The sequence below is a fragment of the Agrococcus sp. TSP3-2-1 genome (genome assembly GCF_049897585.1).
GTDB lineage: Bacteria > Actinomycetota > Actinomycetes > Actinomycetales > Microbacteriaceae > Agrococcus.
Genome location: NZ_JAFCWN010000005.1, coordinates 76,090 through 94,743, shown reverse-complemented (window position 1 = coordinate 94,743; position 18,654 = coordinate 76,090). Strand labels below are relative to the sequence as shown.

Sequence of the window (18,654 nt, the reverse complement as noted above, 5' to 3'; positions counted from 1 at the left end):
TTCCGATGATCGAGGCGGTCACCCGCCCGGGGCGCGAGGAGGCGACCGTGCCGAGGCTCGACGACGTCGCCCGCGCTGCGGGCGTCTCGAAGGCGACCGCGTCGCGCGCGCTCTCGGGCGCATCCGGGGTCGCTGTGGGCACGCGCGAGCGGGTGCAGCGCATCGCGGATGAGCTCGGGTTCCGGGTCTCCGGTGCCGCGCGACGGCTCGCCACGGGCATGACCCGCACGATCGGCGTGCTCACACCGTCCGTCAACCGCTGGTACTTCGGCAGCGTGCTGCACGGCATCGCGCACGCCGCCGATGCGCACGATCACGACGTGCTGCTCTACGACCTCGGGGCGTTCGGGAAGGGCGGGCACGAGAAGTTCGAGCGCTTCATGACGCGCGGCGAGGTCGACGGCCTCGTGACGATCACGTGGAGCCTGGTCGGCGGCGACCTCACGCGGCTCGCCGACCTCGGCATCCCCGTCGCGACCGTCGGGGAGCCTACGGAGCACACGCGGTCGTTCGCGCTCGACGACGGCGCCGCCGGCGAGCAGGCCGCCGAGCACCTCGTGCGGCTCGGCCACACCGACCTCCTGCACCTCGCCGCCGCGCCCGAGGTGCAGCCGTTCGGAGCCTCCTCCTCCGATCGGCGAAAGCGGGCGTTCGAGCGCGTCTCGGCGCGGCACGGGCTGCGGATGCGACCGGTCCGGACGGTGCCGACCACGCTCGAGGGCGCACACGCCGTCGTGCGCGAGATCATCGATCGCGCCGACCGCCCCTCGGGCATCGTCGCCGGCACCGACGAGGTCGCGATGGCGGTGCTGCTCGCCGCGCACCAGCTCGGCATCCGCGTGCCCGAGGAGCTCTCGGTCATCGGCGTCGACGACGTGCCGGCCGCCGCCGCCTTCGGCCTCACGACCATCCGGCAGGACCCGGCGCAGCACGGGGAGGACGTCGTCTCGTGGATCATGGCGGCGCTCGACGACCCCGACGACGAGCCGGACCGCAGCCACACGGCGTACTCCCCGGTGCTCGTCGTGCGCTCCTCGACCGCGCCGCCGAGCTGACGCGCCCCGCGCTACTCCGCCTGCACCCGGTCGTAGGCCGGCTGCCGCAGCCGGTGCGCCCATTCGTACTCGCGTGCTCCGGGCAGCAGCCGTCGGCCCGCGTCGAAGCGCAGCAGCGGGTCGAGCGGGCCCGGGCTCCGCCGCAGCTCGAGCTGGCCGAACCGCCGCCACGCACCGCGCGAGCGGGCGACGAGCAGCTCGAGCCGCCACGGCTCGTCGGCGAGCCGACCGGCGAGCGCGTCGGGATGCGGCGGCAGATCCCTGGGAGCGATCGTGCGAGCGGCGAGCAGCACCGGCCCGGTCGGCGCACGGTACGGGAGGATCGTGTGCAGGTGCGCGCGGGAGGGCGAGCGGTGCGCGCGGAGCAGGAATCGCCAGGGCCACCCGACGCCGGTCGAGGCGAGCTCGATGTCGGCCGGTCCCGCCGGGCCGTCGAAGCGCACCGCGAGGCCGATGACGTCGGGGAGCGGCGCGGGCACGCCCACTGAACGGGAGGCGCGGGCGATGACGGGCAGCGGTTCCGGCGCCGCCTCGTCGAGCCAGACGACGCCGGTGCGGATCGGGCTGCCGGCGAGGCGGATCTCGCCGTGCAGCACGACGCCGTGCGGATGCACGGGATGCGGTCGTCGCACCGCCGCGAGCGTCGCGAACGCCGCGCCGAGCGCGCGCCCGGCGACGCCGGCGATGGTCGCCGCGGCGGCCGCGGGGGCCGAGCCCGGCGGCGACGTCGGCGAAGCGCTCACGTCGACGACATCATCAGGCTGACCATCGCGGCCTGCACGGCCTCGATCGAGCGGTGCACCTCTCGGCTCGCCCACGAGCGCTCGGCGAGCTGGGCGCCGCGCGCGAGCAGCGGCTCGCGCGGCCGGTCGGGGAAGATGGGCGGCAGCGCCTCGGCCCCGTGCAGGATCGCGAGCGCCGCGCCGACCGTCGGGTCGTCAGCGCCGTCGAGCACCTCGATCGCGCGCGCCTGCAGGGCGTCCTCGACGTCGCGGCGCTCGCCGCGCTCCCACCGCTCGCGCCAGCGGATGCCGAGGAAGCGGTCCTCCTCGCGCGCGAGCACGCCGGCCGCGGCGAAGTCCTCGAGCAGCTCCCTGCGCACTCGGCTCGTCGGCGCGCTGCGACCGCCCCAGCCGGCGACGACGCTGAGCGCTTGCGACGGGGCCGCGCCGTCGATCCGCTCGACGAGCGGCTCGAGGTGCGGGTTCGTCGTGCCGCTCGCCGCGACGAGCACCCCGGGCTCGCCACCGGGCTCGCCGTGCGCGACCACGCGCATCCGCCCGTCGACGACGAGCTGCGCGAGCGCGGCGCCGGCGATCGCGATCCCGAGCGACGAGTCCTCGATGAGGGGCGAGCCCTCGTCGTCGTCGATGGCGAGCAGCAGCACCGCCTCGGGGATCGTCAGCGCCATGGCCCCACGGTACGCCGTGGAGTCGCGGCGCGCACCCGTCGGGCGCGCAGCGTCAGCGGTTCATCGCTGCGTCGCCGCGGCGCTTGAGAACATCCTGCGGCAGGTCGGGGAAGTCGCGCTCCCAGCGGGTGAGCCACGTGAGGCCGAGGAAGCGCCGCGCCCGCTCCCCTTGGAGCGCACGGTGCGGGTAGTGGACACTGTCACGATGCAGGAACTCGCGATCCTCGCGATCGTCGTCATCGTCGCCCTCGCGTTCGACTTCACCAACGGATTCCACGACACCGCCAACGCCATGGCGCCGTCGGTGGCGACCGGTGCGCTCAAGCCGAAGCCGGCCGTCGCGCTCTCGGCGTCGCTCAACCTCGTGGGCGCCTTCCTCTCGATCGAGGTGGCCAAGACCGTCGGATCGGGGATCGTCGACCTGACCGGGGTGGACGGCGAGAGCCTCATGCTCATCGTGCTGTGCGGGCTCACCGGCGCGATCGTCTGGAACGTGCTGACGTGGCTCTTCGGGCTGCCTTCCTCGTCGAGCCACGCGCTCTTCGGCGGTCTCATCGGCGCGACGATCGCGGCGCTCGGCGTGACCGGCGTGCTGTGGGGCGGCGTCGCGCAGAAGATCCTCATCCCCGCGCTGCTCGCGCCCGTCATCGCGGGCCTCGTCGCCTTCTGCGGCACGTGGCTCGTGCAGCGGGTGACCGCCAACTTGAGCGAGCGCGGCGAGCAGCGCGGCTTCCGCCTGGGCCAGATCGGCGCGGCGTCGCTCATGTCGCTCGCGCACGGCACGAACGACGCGCAGAAGACGATGGGCGTCATCTTCCTCGCGCTCGTCGCGCACGGCTCCCTCGACCCCGACGCCGACATGCCGCTGTGGGTGCGGGTGGTCTGCGCCGTCGCGATCGCGGCGGGCACCTACATGGGCGGCTGGCGCGTCATCCGCACGCTCGGCAAGGGCATCGTCGACATCTCGCCGAGGCAGGGCATGTCCGCCGACTTCTCGAGCGCATCCATCATCCTCACCTCGAGCCACCTCGGCCTGCCGCTCTCGACGACCCACGTCGCCTCCGGCTCCGTGATCGGCTCGGGCCTCGCGCGCACCGACGCGAAGGTGCGATGGTCGGTCGCCCGCCGGATGCTCATCGCGTGGCTCATCACGCTGCCCGCGTCGGGCGCGATCGGCGCGCTGTGCTTCGTCATCTCCGGCCTCTTCGGCCACCTGTGGGGCTCCATCGTCGTGACGGCGCTGCTCATCGCCGCGTGCGCCGCGATGTGGCTGCGCTCGCGGATGAGCCACGTCGGCTCGCACAACGTCACCGAGGAGTGGGAGCAGCCCAAGAAGGAGCGCAAGCGCGAGATCGACCGCGAGCTGAGCGCCGTCGCCTCGCACGTCGCGCCGATCTCCCGGCCGCGCAAGCGGAAGAAGCGCAAGGATCGCGGCAACGGAGGGGCAGCCTGATGGGCATCGACTTCGGTGCGCTCGCGATCGCGATCGCCTCCGTGCTCGGTGTCGGGCTGCTGCTCGGCGCGGGCATCCCGCTCATCTACGCGGTCGGCATCCGCTCGCTCGAGAGCCGGCGACCCGGATCGACCGCGCTCGGCCGCTCGCTCCTGGGCGTGTGCGTGCTGCTCGCCGCCGCGGGCATCGTCGTGATCGTGTTCGGCAAGCAGCTCTTCGGCATCTGACGCGCGCCGCGTAGCGTGGTCGCATGAGCAACGACGAGGCACTGCTGCTCGAGAACGCCGACGCGTGCGTCGAGGAGGCGCGCGCGGCCGGGCTCGAGCTGCTGCTGCCTCGCGAGGTGCCGCTCGGCGGTCCGCGCGCGATGCCGGTGCAGCGCGTGCTGCCCAACAAGCACCGGCACTTCGTCGGCGCGTGGTGCTTCGCCGACGCCTTCGGGCCGACGTCGCTGCGCGGGGGTCCGGGCATGGACGTGCCACCGCATCCGCACACGGGCCTCCAGACCTGGAGCTGGCTCGTCGATGGCGCGATCGAGCACCGCGACTCGGCCGGCTTCGCCCACACCGTGCACCCCGGCGGGCTCAACATCATGACCGCGGGCCGCGGCATCTCGCACAGCGAGTACTCGAGCGCCGACACCGACGTGCTGCACGGCGTGCAGCTGTGGACGGTGCTGCCGCACCACGAGCGAGGGCGCGAGCCGTGGTTCGACGGGCTCGACGCCGTGCCGACGGTCGAGCTCGACGGCGGCGTGACGGCGAGCGTCTTCGTCGGCGAGCTCGCGGGCGCCTCGAGCGGCGTCGGCGCGTACTCGCCGCTGCTGGGCGTCGAGCTGCGGCTGCTCGCCGGCACCGAGGCGGCGCTCGAGCTGCGCGAGGGCTTCGAGCACGGCGTGCTCGCCCTCACCGACGGCGTGAGCGTCGACGACGTGCCGATCCCCCGCGGCGCGATGGCCTACGCGGCAACCGGGCGCGAGGCGCTCATCGTCTCGGCCGAGCGCGACGCGATCGCGATCCTCCTCGGCGGCGAGCCGTTCGAGGAGGAGGTGGTGATGTTCTGGAACTTCATCGGCACCGACCACGACGAGGTCGCGGCGGCGAGGGAGCAGTGGATGCGCGAGCGCGAGTCGAGCGCGGACGCCCGGCCGCGCTTCGGCTCGGTCGTCGACGACGCATCGCCGCCGCTGCCGAGCCCGCGGCTGCCGTCGGTCGAGCTGCTGCCCCGCGGGCGCGCGAAGCGGCGCGGCTGAACCTGACCCCGGGTCAGGCGCTGAGCTCGAGCGCGACGACCGCGCGGTCAGGCGCGGGCCGCGCCACCTCCTGGAAGCCGGCGCGCTCGAACGTCGAGACGACGCCGCGGTAGAGCTCGTTGGAGGCCTTCTTCCTCCCCTCACTCGGATCGACCGGGTACCCCTCGAGCACTCGAGCGCCGTGCGAGGCGGCGAAGTCGATCGCGGCCGCGATCAGGCGCCCGGCGAGCCCCTCTCCGCGGTGCTCGGTGCGCACCACGAAGCACGACACCGCCCACACCGAGCCGTCGTCCCACGGCTCCTCGGTCGTCGACGCGAGCCGCTTCGTCCTGCTCTCGGCGCTCCTCCGTGCTCGAGCGCTGGAACTCGGCGTTCGTGATCGTCCACCACTGGCACTGGCACGATCGCCCATCGCCCCCGCCGCTCAGCACCCGTTGGGCGTGAGGGAAGCGATCGGGCGTCGCTGGACGGATGTCGACCTCCGGCACGGGGCGAGGGTAGACCCGCGCGTGGACCGGAGCAAGGTCTCCGCTCGCGCTGTGCCGCGCGAGCCTCACTCGGAGCGCCGCGCGCCGATGAGCAGCGCGGCAGACGCGGCGACGAGCGCCGTCGCGACGAGCGCGATGGCCGGGGAGGCCAGCGACATGCCTCCGCGCGTGCCGAACGTGTCGGCGACGCCCATCCCGATGGAGAACTCCGCGACCGGCAGCCCGCCGACCGCGAGCGCCGCCGCGCCCAGCAGCAGCCCGAGCGAGCCCCGGTCGCCGCGACGCGCGCGCAGCAGCCCCAGCCCGAGCACGAGGAGGGCGACCGCCCACGCGCCTGCCCACAGCACCGGGACGACCCATCCGCCCGCCTCACCGACCGCTGCCATGCCCGACCACAGCGCGTCGAGGGGCACACCGGGAGCGAGGGTCATGGGCAGCAGGACGAGCGCGTCGAGGAGGCCAACCACGAGCACGCTGACCGCCGCACCGAGCCCGAGCACGACGCCCTGCACGGGCCGAGGGGCACCGGCGCGCATGCTCGGGTCGAGCAGCAGCAGCCCGATGCCGTGCGCCGCGACCACGAGCGGCAGCACGAGGTGGAGCGGTGCACCGACGACGGCGAGGAAGGGCGCGAGCGGAGCGGTCAGCAGACCGAGCGCGACGAGCACGACCGGCGTCGATGCGGCAGCCCAGCGCCGCGGCGCCGCGCGCACGAGCAGCACGAGCTGGCCGACGCCGATCACGAGCATGCCCGCGACGACGCAGAGCACGAGCGCCGACGCGGCTGCCGCCCATGACAGCGCGCTCCCGCTCCAGCTCGCCGCGAGCACTCCTGCAGCGCTCATCGCGGCGTAGTGGGCGCCGACGACGGCGGCCGCGAGCCAGCCGTGCGCGCTCCGCGCCCGCTCGCGCTGCAGCACATCGCGCTCGGCTGGCTCGCGCGGCGTCGGCCGCGGGGTGACGGCGGCCATGGCTCGCGAGACGGCGCTCATGCGCTCACGCTAGCCGCGGCGAGGGCGGCATGCACCCGCTGCCGGGCACCGCCGCCAGGTCGATCGGAGGCGCTAGGCCTTCGCGGCGCGCTTCGCCGCCTGCTTCGTCGCCCGCACCTCGGCGAGCGACGCCGCATCGACGATGTCGGCCACCGAGCGCTTCGCGTCCTCCTCGCCGTAGGGGGCCGACGCATCCACCCACCCGGGGCCGTCGAAGCCGGCGCGCTTGCCGAGCAGCGCGAGGAAGATGCGCGCCTTCTGGTCGCCGAAGCCCGGCAGCGACTGCAGCCGCCGCAGCACCTCGGGGCCGTCGGGCTCGCCCCGCCGCCAGATCGCGCCCGCGTCGCCGCCCCACTCGTCGGCGACGACGGCGGCCAGCTGCTGCACGCGCTTCGCCATCGAGCCGGGGAACCGGTGCACCGCGGGCTTCTCGGCGAAGGCCGCCTGGAACTCCTCGGGGTCCATGCGCGCGATCGACGCCGCGTCGAGCACGCCGAGGCGATCGCGCAGCTTCGCCGGCCCGGCGAACGCCGTCTCCATCGGCACCTGCTGGTCGAGCAGCATGCCCACGAGGAGCGCGAAGTCGTCATCCGACAGGAGGCGGTCGGCCGCTTCGTCGCCGGTGATGTGGAGGTCGCGGGTCATGGCTCCAGCCTGGCATGGCAACCAGGTGCGATGCTTGCCCTGCAACGACGAGCCGCGCCCCCGCCTGGTCACGACAGGCGGGGACGCGGTGATCGCCGGCGCCCGCCCTGCTCGGGGAGCGATTCGTGCGCCTGAGGACAGCAAAGCCGTCGCGACGCCGTTTCGCAACAGTGTTTCCATTACTTGATCGCATCTTCAGGTTGGACGTTCCCCTCGTGGCCCGGCTCAGGGCGCTCGCATCCCCGACTGGGAGGATGGAGGCATGAAGCGCAGCAACCCGTGGTCCTGGTGGGCACTGTGGATCGGCCTGCTCGGCCTCGTCCTCATGCCCATCCCGCTCTTCGTCGGGCTCATCCTCGGCGGCGGCCTCGCGGCGATCGCGGCGATCCTCGCGGTCATCGGCCTGTTCAAGTCGCGGCACGCGGGCGGCCGCGGCATCGCGCCGGCGGTCGTGGCGATCGTCTTCGTGCTCCTGACCTACGGCGGCATCTCGATCGGCGGCGGCGTCATCTGGTGACGCCGCTTCGCGCGGCGATCAGCTGCCGCGCGAGCGCTCAGACCCCGCACCCGCGGCGACAGCGCGGCCGAGCAGGCTGCGCACAGCGAGCCACAGCAGCGCGACGAGGCCCACGATGAGCAGCCCGTCAGCGGCGATGTAGAGGTAGTGCAGCCCCGATCCGCCCTCGCTCTCCTCCGCGATCACGGCGTCGGTCGTCGCGTGCATCATCGGCCGGATCGCGAGCGCCTTCACCGCGAGCACGGCGGTGAGGACGAGCGAGAGGATGCGCTCGGCTCGCGGCGCGCGCGACGCGAAGGCCGCGATCACGAGCAGCACCGCGAGCGCCGCCTCCGCGACGTTCATCGCCGCGAAGACGAGTCGGCCGATGCCGAGACCGAGCGGCACCGTGATGCCCGGCGCCTGAAACTTGAGCGGGGCCTCGATGAGTGAGATGCCGACGATGAGGCCCAGCCAGACGGCGGGGAGCACAAGTCGGGCAGCGCGGGCGAGCATGTCTCCACGGTACGCCGCGCCCGTCCTGCCGACGCCGTCCAGCCTCCGCTCGCCCGCGGGTGCCAGGATCGGGGCATGGCCCCGCAGCCGACCACGACCCTGCTCATCCTCGGCGCCTCCGGCGACCTCACGGCGAGGCTGCTGCTGCCGGGCATCGCCACGCTGCTGCGAGCTGAGCCCGATCGGCGGCTGCGCGTCGTCGGCGCCGACGTCCGCGAGCTCGACGCGGCGGATTGGCGCGGGCGCGTGCAGACGGCACTCGACGCCGCCGAGGTGAGCCCCGCAGCGGCTGCCGCGGTGCTCGAGCACTCTCGCTACGTCGCCGCCGACGCGACTGACGGCGATGCCCTCCGAGCCCTCATCGCGTCGCTCGACTGCGAACGGCTCGTCATCTACTTCGCGCTGCCCCCGCAGGTGACGAGGCTCGTCTGCGAGACGCTCGAGCGCGTCGGCGTGCCGAGCGGCACGATCCTCGCGATCGAGAAGCCCTTCGGCGACAGCCTGGGCAGCGCGCGGGAGCTCAACGAGCTCGTCACGCGCATCGTCCCCGAGCAGCGGGTCTTCCGCATCGACCACTTCCTCGGCCTGCACACGGTGCTCAACCTCCTCGGCCTGCGCTTCACGAACCGGCTGCTGCAGGCGTCGTGGGATCGCGGCAGCATCGAGCGCGTCGAGGTCCTCTACGACGAGACGGTCACGCTCGAGGACCGCGCCGGCTACTACGACCGCAACGGGGCGCTGCGCGACATGATCCAGTCGCACCTGCTGCAGATCATGGCGCTCATCGCGATGGAGCCGGTCGCGACCGTCGGCGAGCGCGACCTGCGCGACGCCGTCTCGACCGTGCTGCGCGCCGCGCGCGTCGTCGACCCGGTCGGCCACTCGCGCCGCGCGCGCTACACGGCGGGCAGCGTCGAGGGCCGACCGGTGCCCGACTACACCCGCGAGCCCGGCGTCGATCCGGCGCGCGGCACCGAGACGCTCGCCGAGATCCAGGTCGAGATCGCCAACGCTCGGTGGGCGGGCGTGCCGTTCGTGCTGCGCTCGGGCAAGTCGCTCGGCGGCGTGCGCAAGCGCGCGATCGTGCACTGGCGGCCGCCCGCCCACGTGCCGGACGGCTTCCGCGGGCACGACACCGCCGACCGCTTCGTCATCGACTTCAAGCCCGACGGCTTCGAGCTCCACCTCACGACGAACGGCAAGGGCGAGCCGTTCACGCTCGAGCAGACCGTGCTGCGCGGCGAGCTCGGCGGCGGGCAGCTCCTGCCCTACGGCGAGGTGCTCGGCGCCATCCTCGACGCCGACCCGCGGCTCGCGGTGCGCGGCGACGCCGCGGAGGAGTGCTGGCGCATCGTCGAGCCCGTGCTCGAGGCGTGGCGGGCGGATGCGGTGCCCCTCGAGGAGTACGAGGCCGGCTCCCGAGGTCCTCGCGGCTGGGCGACGAGCCGTTACTGAAGACGCCAAACGGGCGCACGCTGAACGCGTGCGCGTCCCTCGAGAGGGGCAGTGCCGCCCGAGCGGGGCTGGCGCGCCTGCCCCGCTCGGGCGGAACTGACCCGGTCGCGCCCGCCCTGGAGGAGTCGGCCGCAGCGGCAATACCCTGGAGGCATGCCTCGCTCCACCGCCTCCTCCGCGCGCCTCGCGCTCGCGGCGTGACCGTGGACGCGCCCCGCACCGGCGCCGTGCCGACCCCGGACGAGGACGCCGCGGCCGAGCTCGTGCCGCCGCCCGCGCTCGACGACCGCTTCGACGCCGACGGCGACCCGACGCGCGAAGAATCGCTCGCGCGCGTGCTCGGCGGCAGCCAGGCGGCGATCGAGGGCAGCGTGCCGCCCATCGCCTTCCTCATCGCTTGGCTCGCGAGCGGCGGCGAGCTGCTCACGGCCGTCGTCTGGTCGCTCATCGCGAGCGCCGTCACGCTCGCCCCCGCGCTCGTGCAGCGCCGGCGGCCCAAGGCAGTCGCCATCGGCATGCTCATGACCGTGATCGCGGCGATGATCGCGTACTACACGGGCGAGGCGCGCAACTTCTTCCTCATCCAGCTGCTCTCGAACGCCGCGAGCGCCCTCGCGTGGATCGTCTCGATCGTCATCGGCTGGCCGTTCCTCGGCCTCATCGTCGGCGCCCTCATCGGCACGAAGACCCGCTGGCGGCACGACCCGGTGCTGCTGCGCGCCTACCGCCGAGCGTCGTGGATCTGGGTGCTGCAGTACGTCATCCGCGTCGTCGTCTTCAGCGTGCTGTGGTGGCTCGACGAGACCACGTGGCTCGCGATCATGCGCGCGGCTCTCACCTACCCGCTCATCATCGCTTGCATCGCGATCTCGGGGTGGGTGCTCTTCGCCTCGATCCCGAAGTCGCACCCGGGCATCCGCAAGCCGCTCCCACGCCCCGGCGACTGACCGCTCTCCCCAGGCTCGCGCCGCACCGTTGCGCCCGCTGCGGCCTCGGCGTACAGTCTCGGCAAGCAAGCGGTGCGGACAGACCAGGCGCCTTCACCAGTACTCGCGAGTAGAGCAAGCGCCGAGCGCCAGTCCGCACCGCTTCCTCATGCTCGAGGGCCCGTGTCGCTCGCGCCGATCGCGGAGTAGCGTTCGGGCCATGCGCGAGATCCCGGTGACGGATGCGGTGCGCGAGCGGGTGCGAGCGGCCATGCTCGCGGCCGACCGGGCCGCGTTCCTCCCCGCGAGCGTCCGCCACCTCGCGCCCGTCGACCGCCCCATCGGGATCGGCTGGGAGGCGACGAACTCGCAGCCCTCGACCGTCGCCCGCATGCTCGAGCTGCTCGACGCGGGACCCGGCCAGCGCGTGCTCGACGTCGGCGCCGGCTCCGGCTGGACGACGGCGATCCTCGCCGAGCTCGGCGCCGAGACGGTCGGCGTCGAGCTCGTGCCCGCGCTCGTCGAGCTCGCGAACGCCAACCTCGCCGCGCACGGCAGCCCGGCGCGCGTGCGGCAGGCGACGCCGCGCATCCTGGGTCTGCCCGATGAAGGACCGTGGGACCGCATCCTCGTCTCCGCCGACTTCGGGCGCATGCCCGATGCGCTCGTCGCGCAGCTCGCCGAGGGCGGCCGCATGGTCGCGCCCGTCGCCGGCGTCATGACGGTCGTGGATGCGGTCGGCGGCCAGGCGCGCGTGCGGACGGACGGCGGGCGATACGCGTTCGTGCCGCTCATCGGGTGACGCCGAGGCGAGGCGAGCTCGAGGCAGAGCCTGACTAGGGTGGCTGGCATGCAGCCGAGACCCGAGGAGCTCGCAGAGCGGCTCGCCCGCACCCGCGCGCGCATGCAGCGCGCCGGCCTCGACGGCCTCGTGGTCGCCGATCCCGCGAACCTGCACTACCTGACCGGCTACGACGCCTGGTCGTTCTACATGCCCCAGCTGCTGTTCGTGCCGCTCACGGGCGAGCCGCTGCTCATCATGCGGCAGATGGACGCCGACGGCGCGCACCGCACGGCGAGCACGCCGCCCGAGCGGATCCTCGGCTACCCCGAGTCGCTCGTGCACCAGCGCGGCGCGCACCCCTTCGACTGGGTCGCCGAGCGGCTGCGGGAGCACGGCTTCGCCGAGCGCGGCCGCATCGGCTACGAGGCCGAGGCGCACTTCTTCACCGTGCGCTCGTTCCACGCGCTCGAGCGGGCGCTGCCGGAGTGGCAGCTCGTCGACGCGCACGACCTCGTGAACTGGGTGCGGCTCGTGAAGAGCCCCTTCGAGCTCGAGCTCATGCGCAGCGCGGGCCGCATCGCCTCGGCCGCGATGCGCGCGGGCATCGACGCGCTCGGCGCGGGCGTGCGGCTCAACGACGTCGCCGCCGCGATCCAGTTCGCGCAGGCGACCGGCGTCGACGGCGCCGAGGGCGACTACCCCGCGATCGTGCCGATGCTGCCCACCGGCGAGTCGGCCGACACCCCGCACCTCACCTTCAGCGCGCGGCGGGTCGAGGCCGGTGAGGCCGTCTCGATCGAGCTCGCGGGCGCCCACCGCCGCTACCACGCGCCGCTCGCCCGCACCGTCGCGGTCGGCCGGCCCGACGCGCGCCTCGCGGGCCTCGCCGACATCGCGGCCGAGGGGCTCGAGGCGGTGCTCGGGGGCCTGCAGCCCGGCCGCGTCGTCGCCGACGTGCACGGCATCTGGCGCGAGCACCTCGCGCGGCACGCGATCGAGAAGCCCTCCCGGCTCGGCTACTCGATCGGCATCGGCTACCCGCCCGACTGGGGCGAGCGCACCGTCTCGATCCGCGAGGACGACCTCACCGTCATCGAGCCCGGCATGTGCCTGCACATCATCGCCGGCATGTGGATGGACGGCTACGGCTGCGAGCTGAGCGAATCGGTCGCGATCGGGGAGGGCGGCGCCGAGCTCCTCACCGACGCGCCGCGCGAGCTCATCGTGGTGGAGGCGGCGTGACGGCCCCGCACGCCGACGGCGAGCGCACCGACGTCGACCGGGCCATCGCGCTCGTCGACGAGGCGACGATCGTCGCCGACACCTCGTCGCTCATCCTCGCCGCGAGCGAGAACCCGGGCGGCACCGAGCTCGACGCCGTGCGCGTGCTCGAGACGATCGCCTCCCGGCTCGGCGGCCGCAGCCGGCGCTCGACCGTCGCGCCCGGCAGGCCCAACATCTCCGTCCGCTTCGGCCCCGACCCCGCCGAGGCGCGGCCCGGCATCCTGCTGCTCGGCCACTCCGACGTCGTGCCGGCAGGCGAGGGCTGGAGCGCCGACCCCTTCAGCCCGCGCGTGCAGGACGGCTGGCTCACCGGCCGCGGCGCCGCCGACATGAAGGGCGGGCTCGCCGCCGCGCTGCAGGCGATGGCCGCCGTGCACCGCGTGCGCCCCGAGCTGCCGCTCGAGCTGCTGGTGACCGTCGACGAGGAGGACCTCGCGACCGGCATCCTGGCGCACCTCGACGACCCGCCCGCGCCCTACCGCGCGTGCATCGTCGCCGAGCCGACCGACCTCGCGGTCGTCGTCGCGTGCCGCGGCGCCGCGAACCTCGAGGTCGAGGTGCGCGGCCGCGCCGCCCACGCGGGCCGGCCCGAGGACGGCGCGAACGCCATCACGACCGCCGCGCGCATCGCAGGCTGGATCGCCGACGACCACGAGCGGATGCGTCGGGGCGCGACGGGCCTGCTGGGCTCGGCGACCTGGAGCGTCGGCCGCATCGAAGGGGGCCACGGCACCTCGATCGTGCCCGATCGGTGCACGCTGCTCGTCGACCGGCGGCTCATGCCGGGCGAGACGGGCGAGCAGGCGCTCGGCGAGCTCGAGGCGGGGATCGCCCGCGTGCTCGGCCACGAGGGCTGCGAGGCGAGCGCGACGCTCCTGATGGAGATGCCGGGCTTCGAGACCGAGCCCGCGCATCCGCTCGTCACCGCCGCCGTGGACGCGATCTCGGCAGAGGGCCGCGAGCCGCGCATCGAGGCGTGGACGGCCGCGTGCGAGGGCGGCTACATCGCGCGCCACCACGGCTGCCCCACGATCATCCTCGGCCCGGGCGACATCACCGGCCAGGCCCACCAGCCCGACGAGCGCGTGCGCATCGCCGACCTCTCCGCAGCCGCGGGCGCCTACGCCCGCCTGCTCCTCGCCCTCGACCCCTGAACGCATCCGCCCCGAACGCACAGCCAGCACGACCCCCGAGCACGACCAGGACACTGCACCACCAGGACACCCCTGCACCGACCGAAGGGACACGGCCATGACCGAGCAGACAGCACCGCGGCGGCACCCGCGCGAGCCCGCACCCATCACGCGGGAGCTCGACCTCTCCCCCGTGCAGCGCAAGACCGTCAGGAAGTCGGTCTTGGGCGCCATGGCGGGCAACGCCATCGAGTGGTTCGACTACGGCATCTACGGCTACCTCGCCGTGCACCTGTCGCAGCAGATCTTCGGCGGCTCTGAGGAGGCGATCCTCTGGACGCTCTTCGGCTTCGCCGTCTCGTTCCTCATCCGGCCGATCGGCGGCGCCGTGCTCGGGCCGCTCGGCGACCGCATCGGGCGCCAGAAGGTGCTCGTCTTCACCATCCTGATGATCTCGATCGCGACCGCGGCGATCGGCGTGCTGCCCACCTTCGACATGGTCGGCTGGCTCGCCCCCGTGCTGCTGTTCACGCTGCGCATCATCCAGGGCTTCTCCGCGGGCGGCGAGTACGCCGGCGCCGCCGTCTACATGGCCGAGCACGCGCCCGACGACCGCCGCGGCTTCTGGGGCTCGTTCCTCGAGTTCGGCACGCTGCTCGGCTTCTCGATGGCCGCGATCCTCGTCACGGGGCTCGAGCTCATCGTCGGCCCCGAGGGCATGGCGGAGGGCTGGTGGCGACTGCCGTTCCTGCTCACGCTGCCGCTCGGCATCGTCGCGCTCCTCATGCGCTCGCGCCTGCACGACTCGGAGACGTTCATCGAGGCGAAGGAGCAGGACACCCGCTCGAGCGCGTGGGAGACGCTGCGCGACGTCGTCACGAAGCAGCCGAAGCAGCTGCTGAAGATCATGGGCATCACGATCCTCATCAACACGGCGTTCTACCTCGTGCTCACCTACATGCCGACGTTCCTCACGACGTCGCTCGACATGGGGGCGACGCAAGCCGGCCTCATGCTCGTCGCGGTGCAGCTCGTGATGATGGCGGTGATCATCCCGATGGGCGCGCTCACCGACCGGATCGGGCGGCGACCGGTGCTGCTCATCGCGGCGGTCGGCTTCACGCTCTTCTCGATCCCGGCGATCATGCTGCTGCAGACGGGCAACGTCGTGCTGCAGGTGCTCGGGCTCGCGATCTTCGGGCTCTTCCTCGTGATGCTGCTGTGCAACATCTCGGCGACGCTGCCGGCGCTCTTCCCGACCACGGTGCGCTACGCGGGCTTCGCGCTCGGCTACAACGTCGCGACGTCGCTGCTCGGCGGACCGGCGGGCCTCATCAACGAGTGGCTCATCGGCGAGACGGGCTCGACGCTCGTGCCCGGCTTCTACATGACGGCCGCGGGCATCATCGGCCTGCTCGCGATCCTCACGTTCAACGAGACGGCCGGCCGCAGCCTGCGCGGCGACATCGTGCCGGGCGACGACGACATCGACCGCATCGCGATCGGCGAGGACCTCATCGGCAAGGTGCACGACCCCGAGCACGAGCTCGTCGACGGCAAGCTGCCGCCGCGCACCGGGGGCGGCGGCATCTCGTGAGCATCGGGCTGTGGCGGCTCCCCGCCGCCGATCTCGGCATCGCCGAGCGGCTGCTCGAGGCGACCGAGCGCATCCGCGTCGCGACGAGGGTCGTCACCAGCTGGACGACGCCCGCCTCTCGGGCGAGCTCGGCACCCGCTGAACCGCTCGGGATCTGCTGACCGTTCGCTCCGAATCCAGCCTCCTCGGGGGCGCCGGTGCATACGGTCGAGGGCATGCGAGCACTCACTTGGCAAGGCAAGCGCAAGGTCTCGGTCGAGGAGGTCCCCGACCCCGTCATCCAGGAGCCGACCGACGCGGTCATCCGCATCACGTCGACCGCGATCTGCGGCTCCGACCTCCACCTCTACGAGCTCTTCGCGCCGTTCCTCAAGAAGGGCGACATCCTGGGCCACGAGCCGATGGGCATCGTCGAGGAGGTCGGCTCGGCGGTGTCGAACCTGCAGGTCGGCGACCGCGTCGTGATCCCCTTCGTCGTCGCGTGCGGTCGCTGCTTCATGTGCCAGAAGGGCCTCACGACGCAGTGCGAGACGACGCAGAACCGCCACTCCGGCACGGGCGCGTCGCTCTACGGCTACACGTCGCTCTACGGCTCGGTGCCCGGCGGCCAGGCCGAGCGGCTGCGCGTGCCCTACGCCGACTTCAACGCGACCAAGGTCGGCGGCGAGCTCGCCGACGACCGCTACCTCTTCCTGAGCGACATCCTGCCCACCGCGTGGCAAGGCGTCGCCTACGCCGGCCTCGAGCCCGGCCAGACGCTCGGCGTCATGGGGCTCGGTCCCGTCGGCCAGTTCGTCGCGCGCATCGGCCGGCACCTCGGTCACCGCGTGATCGCGGTCGAGCCGGTCGCCGAGCGCCGCGCGATGGCCGAGCGCTACGGCGTCGAGACGCTCGACATGGCGGATGCGACGGATGCGCTCAAGGACCTCACCGACGGCCGCGGCCCCGACGCGATCGTCGACGCCGTCGGCATGGAGGCGCACGGCGCGCCCGGCGCCGCGACAGCGCAGCAGCTCGTCGGCGCGCTCCCCGACCTGCTCGCGAAGCCGATGATGCGGCACGCGGGCCTCGACCGGCTCTCGGCCCTGCACACGGCGTTCGACGCGGTGCGCCGCGGCGGCACGGTCTCGCTCAGCGGCGTGTACGTCGGCTCGGCCGACCCGATGCCGATGATGACGCTGTTCGACAAGCAGATCACGCTGCGGATGGGCCAGTGCAACGTGCAGTCGTGGCGCGACGAGCTCATGCCGCTCGTCGAGGACCCGAGCGACCCGCTCGGCACGGGCGACCTCACGACGCACCTCGTGCCGCTCGAGCAGGCGCCGGAGTACTACGAGATCTTCCAGAAGAAGGAGGACGACTGCATCAAGGTCGTGTTGCAGCCGTAGCGCTCAATGCGGCTCCGCCGCGTTGAGCGCGGAGGCTGCAAGGTCGAGTAGGCGGCCGCCAGGCCGCCGTATCGAGACCCCTGCTCCGAGCGACGGTCTCGATACGCGCCCTCCGGGCGCTACTCGACCAACGGTCGTGGTCCGGGCGCTGCTCGACCAACGGTGGTGGTCCGGGCGCTACTCGACCAACGGTGGTGGTCCGGGCGCTCCTCGACCAACGGTGGTGGTCCGGGCGCTGCTCGACCAGCGACGGTGGTCCGGGCGCTGCTCGACCAGCGACGGTGGTCCGGGCGCTACTCGACCAGCGGTGGTGGTGCGGGCGCTGCTCGACCAGCGGGTGCCGCGAGATGAGAGAGGCCCCGGGGTGGAGCCCGGGGCCTCTTCGTGCGCGAGGGGGGACTTGAACCCCCACGTCCGTACGGACACTGGCACCTGAAGCCAGCGCGTCTGCCAATTCCGCCACTCGCGCGACGCCCGGGGCAGCCCGGGCAACCACACGAGAATATCAGGTTCGGAGCGACGGCGGGTACGCTGTCGGCGGCGACGAAGGGCGGTGATGACGGCAGTGGGATTCCTTGACGCGATCGAGCGCGGTCTCGAGCGGGCAGTCAACGGCGCCTTCGCGAAGACCTTCCGCTCCGGCGTGGAGCCGGTCGAGATCGCGAGCGCGCTCAAGCGCGAGCTCGACACGAGCGCGTCCGTCGTCTCCCGCGACCGCATCCTCGTGCCCAACCGGCTCACCGTGCGCCTCGCGCCGGCCGACTTCCAGCGGCTGCGCCGCTTGGGCGAGCCGCTGCTCGACGAGCTGACCTCGACCCTGCAGAGCCACGCCCGCCAGTCGGGCTACTCCTTCCCCGGCCCCGTCGACCTCGGCTTCGAGCCCGACGAGGCGATGTCGACCGGGATGCTCGAGATCCAGTCGGACACGGAGGCGGGCGAGGTCGTCTGGACCGCGGTCGTCGACATCAAGGGCAAGCGCCACCAGCTGCGGAAGGGCCGCACGGTCATCGGCCGCGGCTCGGACGCCGACATCACGGTCGACGACGCCGGCGCCTCCCGCAAGCACGCCGAGATCGTCTGGGACGGCACGCGCGCCCAGGTGAGCGACCTCGGCTCGACGAACGGCACGACGCTCAACGGCCGCGCGCTGGGGACGGCGCTGCTCGAGCCCGACTCGATCATCGACATCGGCGCGACGCGCATCGTCTACCGCGTGCTCGCGCAGTCGAAGGAGCGCCGAGCATGAGCGAGCTGACCCTCATCATCATCCGGATCGGCTTCCTCGCCCTCCTGTGGCTGTTCGTCTTCATCGTGCTCTACTCGCTGCGCAGCGACCTGTTCGGCCCGAAGCTCACGCCGCTGCAGCGCGTCGCGGTGCAGAGCCAGCGCTCCCGCGCGGAGGCGGCCGCGCAAGCGGCCCCGGCAGCCGCCGGCGGCGACGCCCCGACGACCGTGACCGAGCGCGCGAGCGCCGGGACCGCAACCGGGCTCGCCCGCCGCATCGTCATCACGTCGGGACCGCGCACGGGCACCGAGATCGAGCTGCCCGAGACGGGCCTCACGATCGGCCGCTCGAGCAGCGCCGGCCTGCAGATCAAGGACGACTACACCTCGAACTCGCACGCGAAGATCGTGCGCTGGCGCGACGAGTGGGTCGTGCAGGACCTCGACTCGACGAACGGCACATTCGTCGAGGGCAAGCGGATCACCCAGTCGACGCCCGTGCGGGTCGGCAGCTCGGTGCGCATCGGCACGACGACGTTCGAGCTGAGGCGCTGA

21 protein-coding genes and 1 tRNA gene are annotated in these 18,654 nt (G+C 73.2%); 15 read left to right on the top strand and 7 right to left on the bottom strand.

Annotated features, from left to right (window positions below; translation table 11 throughout):
• The first annotated feature begins 5 nt into the window (after positions 1-5).
• Positions 6-1,055, top strand: coding sequence for a LacI family DNA-binding transcriptional regulator (locus ACP7BI_RS08735; protein ID WP_425845171.1), 1,050 nt, complete (start codon positions 6-8; stop codon positions 1,053-1,055).
• An 11-nt stretch (positions 1,056-1,066) separates the two neighbouring features.
• Here ACP7BI_RS08735 and ACP7BI_RS08730 read toward each other — a convergent pair whose 3' ends face one another.
• Complete coding sequence (locus tag ACP7BI_RS08730; protein ID WP_425845169.1) at positions 1,067-1,798, bottom strand: hypothetical protein; 732 nt, start codon at positions 1,796-1,798, stop codon at positions 1,067-1,069.
• Positions 1,795-2,466, bottom strand: coding sequence for a GPP34 family phosphoprotein (locus ACP7BI_RS08725; protein WP_425845168.1), 672 nt, complete (start codon positions 2,464-2,466; stop codon positions 1,795-1,797). The genes ACP7BI_RS08730 and ACP7BI_RS08725 overlap by 4 nt, the downstream gene beginning before the upstream one ends.
• Before the next feature lie 205 nt (positions 2,467-2,671).
• On the opposite strand from ACP7BI_RS08725, the gene ACP7BI_RS08720 reads away from it, so the two are divergent.
• From ACP7BI_RS08720 to ACP7BI_RS08710, 3 genes are read left to right on the top strand one after another with little or no spacing between them, the layout of a single operon-like run.
• The gene (locus ACP7BI_RS08720) at positions 2,672-3,919 is read left to right on the top strand and encodes an anion permease (protein ID WP_425845166.1); all 1,248 of its coding nucleotides are present in this window, start codon (positions 2,672-2,674) and stop codon (positions 3,917-3,919) included.
• Entirely contained in the window at positions 3,919-4,146 is a 228-nt protein-coding gene (locus tag ACP7BI_RS08715) for a hypothetical protein (RefSeq protein ID WP_425845164.1), read from the top strand. Before ACP7BI_RS08720 ends, ACP7BI_RS08715 begins: the two co-directional genes overlap by 1 nt.
• A 23-nt stretch (positions 4,147-4,169) precedes the next feature.
• Positions 4,170-5,171 (top strand): pirin family protein, encoded by a 1,002-nt coding sequence (locus ACP7BI_RS08710; RefSeq protein ID WP_425845162.1) that lies wholly within the window; start codon positions 4,170-4,172, stop codon positions 5,169-5,171.
• A 13-nt stretch (positions 5,172-5,184) separates the two neighbouring features.
• Here the strand turns inward: ACP7BI_RS08710 and ACP7BI_RS08705 are convergent, their stop codons facing one another.
• The 3 genes from ACP7BI_RS08705 to ACP7BI_RS08695 all read right to left on the bottom strand — a co-directional run bounded on the left by ACP7BI_RS08705 (position 5,185) and on the right by ACP7BI_RS08695 (position 7,296).
• The gene (locus ACP7BI_RS08705) at positions 5,185-5,427 is read right to left on the bottom strand and encodes a hypothetical protein (protein WP_425845159.1); all 243 of its coding nucleotides are present in this window, start codon (positions 5,425-5,427) and stop codon (positions 5,185-5,187) included.
• Between the two features lie 297 nt (positions 5,428-5,724).
• Positions 5,725-6,651 carry a hypothetical protein gene (locus tag ACP7BI_RS08700; RefSeq protein WP_425845156.1) on the bottom strand — a complete coding sequence of 309 codons (927 nt, stop codon included), beginning with the start codon at positions 6,649-6,651 and terminating at the stop codon, positions 5,725-5,727.
• Between the two features lie 72 nt (positions 6,652-6,723).
• Positions 6,724-7,296: an HhH-GPD-type base excision DNA repair protein gene (locus tag ACP7BI_RS08695; protein ID WP_425845154.1), complete on the bottom strand. Its 573-nt coding sequence runs from the start codon at positions 7,294-7,296 to the stop codon at positions 6,724-6,726.
• Between the two features lie 262 nt (positions 7,297-7,558).
• On the opposite strand from ACP7BI_RS08695, the gene ACP7BI_RS08690 reads away from it, so the two are divergent.
• Positions 7,559-7,813 carry a hypothetical protein gene (locus tag ACP7BI_RS08690; RefSeq protein ID WP_425845152.1) on the top strand — a complete coding sequence of 85 codons (255 nt, stop codon included), beginning with the start codon at positions 7,559-7,561 and terminating at the stop codon, positions 7,811-7,813.
• A gap of 18 nt (positions 7,814-7,831) precedes the next feature.
• Here the strand turns inward: ACP7BI_RS08690 and ACP7BI_RS08685 are convergent, their stop codons facing one another.
• Positions 7,832-8,308, bottom strand: a complete 477-nt coding sequence (locus ACP7BI_RS08685) for a hypothetical protein (protein ID WP_425845150.1) — start codon at positions 8,306-8,308, stop codon at positions 7,832-7,834.
• A gap of 75 nt (positions 8,309-8,383) precedes the next feature.
• On the opposite strand from ACP7BI_RS08685, the gene ACP7BI_RS08680 reads away from it, so the two are divergent.
• From ACP7BI_RS08680 to ACP7BI_RS08645, 8 genes are all read left to right on the top strand, one after another.
• Complete coding sequence (locus ACP7BI_RS08680; RefSeq protein ID WP_425845149.1) at positions 8,384-9,763, top strand: glucose-6-phosphate dehydrogenase; 1,380 nt, start codon at positions 8,384-8,386, stop codon at positions 9,761-9,763.
• 197 nt (positions 9,764-9,960) lie between these two features.
• A complete protein-coding gene (locus ACP7BI_RS08675) occupies positions 9,961-10,710 on the top strand; it encodes a DUF3159 domain-containing protein (RefSeq protein ID WP_425845146.1) in 750 nt (249 codons plus the stop codon).
• A 199-nt stretch (positions 10,711-10,909) separates the two neighbouring features.
• Entirely contained in the window at positions 10,910-11,491 is a 582-nt protein-coding gene (locus tag ACP7BI_RS08670; RefSeq protein WP_425845143.1) for a protein-L-isoaspartate O-methyltransferase family protein, read from the top strand.
• A 48-nt stretch (positions 11,492-11,539) separates the two neighbouring features.
• Positions 11,540-12,715 (top strand): M24 family metallopeptidase, encoded by a 1,176-nt coding sequence (locus tag ACP7BI_RS08665; protein ID WP_425845140.1) that lies wholly within the window; start codon positions 11,540-11,542, stop codon positions 12,713-12,715.
• The gene (locus ACP7BI_RS08660; RefSeq protein ID WP_425845138.1) at positions 12,712-13,911 is read left to right on the top strand and encodes a M20 family metallopeptidase; all 1,200 of its coding nucleotides are present in this window, start codon (positions 12,712-12,714) and stop codon (positions 13,909-13,911) included. Before ACP7BI_RS08665 ends, ACP7BI_RS08660 begins: the two co-directional genes overlap by 4 nt.
• A gap of 97 nt (positions 13,912-14,008) precedes the next feature.
• Positions 14,009-15,487 carry an MFS transporter gene (locus ACP7BI_RS08655; protein ID WP_425845136.1) on the top strand — a complete coding sequence of 493 codons (1,479 nt, stop codon included), beginning with the start codon at positions 14,009-14,011 and terminating at the stop codon, positions 15,485-15,487.
• Complete coding sequence (locus ACP7BI_RS08650) at positions 15,484-15,648, top strand: hypothetical protein (RefSeq protein WP_425845135.1); 165 nt, start codon at positions 15,484-15,486, stop codon at positions 15,646-15,648. Before ACP7BI_RS08655 ends, ACP7BI_RS08650 begins: the two co-directional genes overlap by 4 nt.
• 54 nt (positions 15,649-15,702) lie before the next feature.
• A complete protein-coding gene (locus tag ACP7BI_RS08645; RefSeq protein WP_425845133.1) occupies positions 15,703-16,875 on the top strand; it encodes a zinc-dependent alcohol dehydrogenase in 1,173 nt (390 codons plus the stop codon).
• A 385-nt stretch (positions 16,876-17,260) separates the two neighbouring features.
• Here ACP7BI_RS08645 and ACP7BI_RS08640 read toward each other — a convergent pair.
• Positions 17,261-17,344: transfer RNA gene (locus ACP7BI_RS08640), tRNA-Leu, on the bottom strand.
• A gap of 96 nt (positions 17,345-17,440) precedes the next feature.
• On the opposite strand from ACP7BI_RS08640, the gene ACP7BI_RS08635 reads away from it, so the two are divergent.
• Positions 17,441-18,121 (top strand): FhaA domain-containing protein, encoded by a 681-nt coding sequence (locus tag ACP7BI_RS08635; RefSeq protein ID WP_425845561.1) that lies wholly within the window; start codon positions 17,441-17,443, stop codon positions 18,119-18,121.
• The gene (locus ACP7BI_RS08630; protein WP_425845132.1) at positions 18,118-18,654 is read left to right on the top strand and encodes an FHA domain-containing protein FhaB/FipA; all 537 of its coding nucleotides are present in this window, start codon (positions 18,118-18,120) and stop codon (positions 18,652-18,654) included. The genes ACP7BI_RS08635 and ACP7BI_RS08630 overlap by 4 nt, the downstream gene beginning before the upstream one ends.

Excerpts from the sequence above, each read along its gene's own strand:
- ACP7BI_RS08655 (WP_425845136.1), top strand. The coding sequence starts at position 14,009 with ATGACCGAGCAGACAGCACCGCGGCGGCACCCGCGCGAGCCCGCACCC.
- ACP7BI_RS08685 (WP_425845150.1), bottom strand. The coding sequence starts at position 8,308 with ATGCTCGCCCGCGCTGCCCGACTTGTGCTCCCCGCCGTCTGGCTGGGC.
- ACP7BI_RS08720 (WP_425845166.1), top strand. The coding sequence starts at position 2,672 with ATGCAGGAACTCGCGATCCTCGCGATCGTCGTCATCGTCGCCCTCGCG.
- ACP7BI_RS08710 (WP_425845162.1), top strand. The coding sequence starts at position 4,170 with ATGAGCAACGACGAGGCACTGCTGCTCGAGAACGCCGACGCGTGCGTC.
- ACP7BI_RS08735 (WP_425845171.1), top strand. The coding sequence starts at position 6 with ATGATCGAGGCGGTCACCCGCCCGGGGCGCGAGGAGGCGACCGTGCCG.
- ACP7BI_RS08695 (WP_425845154.1), bottom strand. The coding sequence starts at position 7,296 with ATGACCCGCGACCTCCACATCACCGGCGACGAAGCGGCCGACCGCCTC.
- ACP7BI_RS08670 (WP_425845143.1), top strand. The coding sequence starts at position 10,910 with ATGCGCGAGATCCCGGTGACGGATGCGGTGCGCGAGCGGGTGCGAGCG.
- ACP7BI_RS08725 (WP_425845168.1), bottom strand. The coding sequence starts at position 2,466 with ATGGCGCTGACGATCCCCGAGGCGGTGCTGCTGCTCGCCATCGACGAC.
- ACP7BI_RS08630 (WP_425845132.1), top strand. The coding sequence starts at position 18,118 with ATGAGCGAGCTGACCCTCATCATCATCCGGATCGGCTTCCTCGCCCTC.
- ACP7BI_RS08680 (WP_425845149.1), top strand. The coding sequence starts at position 8,384 with ATGGCCCCGCAGCCGACCACGACCCTGCTCATCCTCGGCGCCTCCGGC.
- ACP7BI_RS08645 (WP_425845133.1), top strand. The coding sequence starts at position 15,703 with ATGCGAGCACTCACTTGGCAAGGCAAGCGCAAGGTCTCGGTCGAGGAG.
- ACP7BI_RS08700 (WP_425845156.1), bottom strand. The coding sequence starts at position 6,651 with ATGAGCGCCGTCTCGCGAGCCATGGCCGCCGTCACCCCGCGGCCGACG.
- ACP7BI_RS08665 (WP_425845140.1), top strand. The coding sequence starts at position 11,540 with ATGCAGCCGAGACCCGAGGAGCTCGCAGAGCGGCTCGCCCGCACCCGC.
- ACP7BI_RS08690 (WP_425845152.1), top strand. The coding sequence starts at position 7,559 with ATGAAGCGCAGCAACCCGTGGTCCTGGTGGGCACTGTGGATCGGCCTG.
- ACP7BI_RS08715 (WP_425845164.1), top strand. The coding sequence starts at position 3,919 with ATGGGCATCGACTTCGGTGCGCTCGCGATCGCGATCGCCTCCGTGCTC.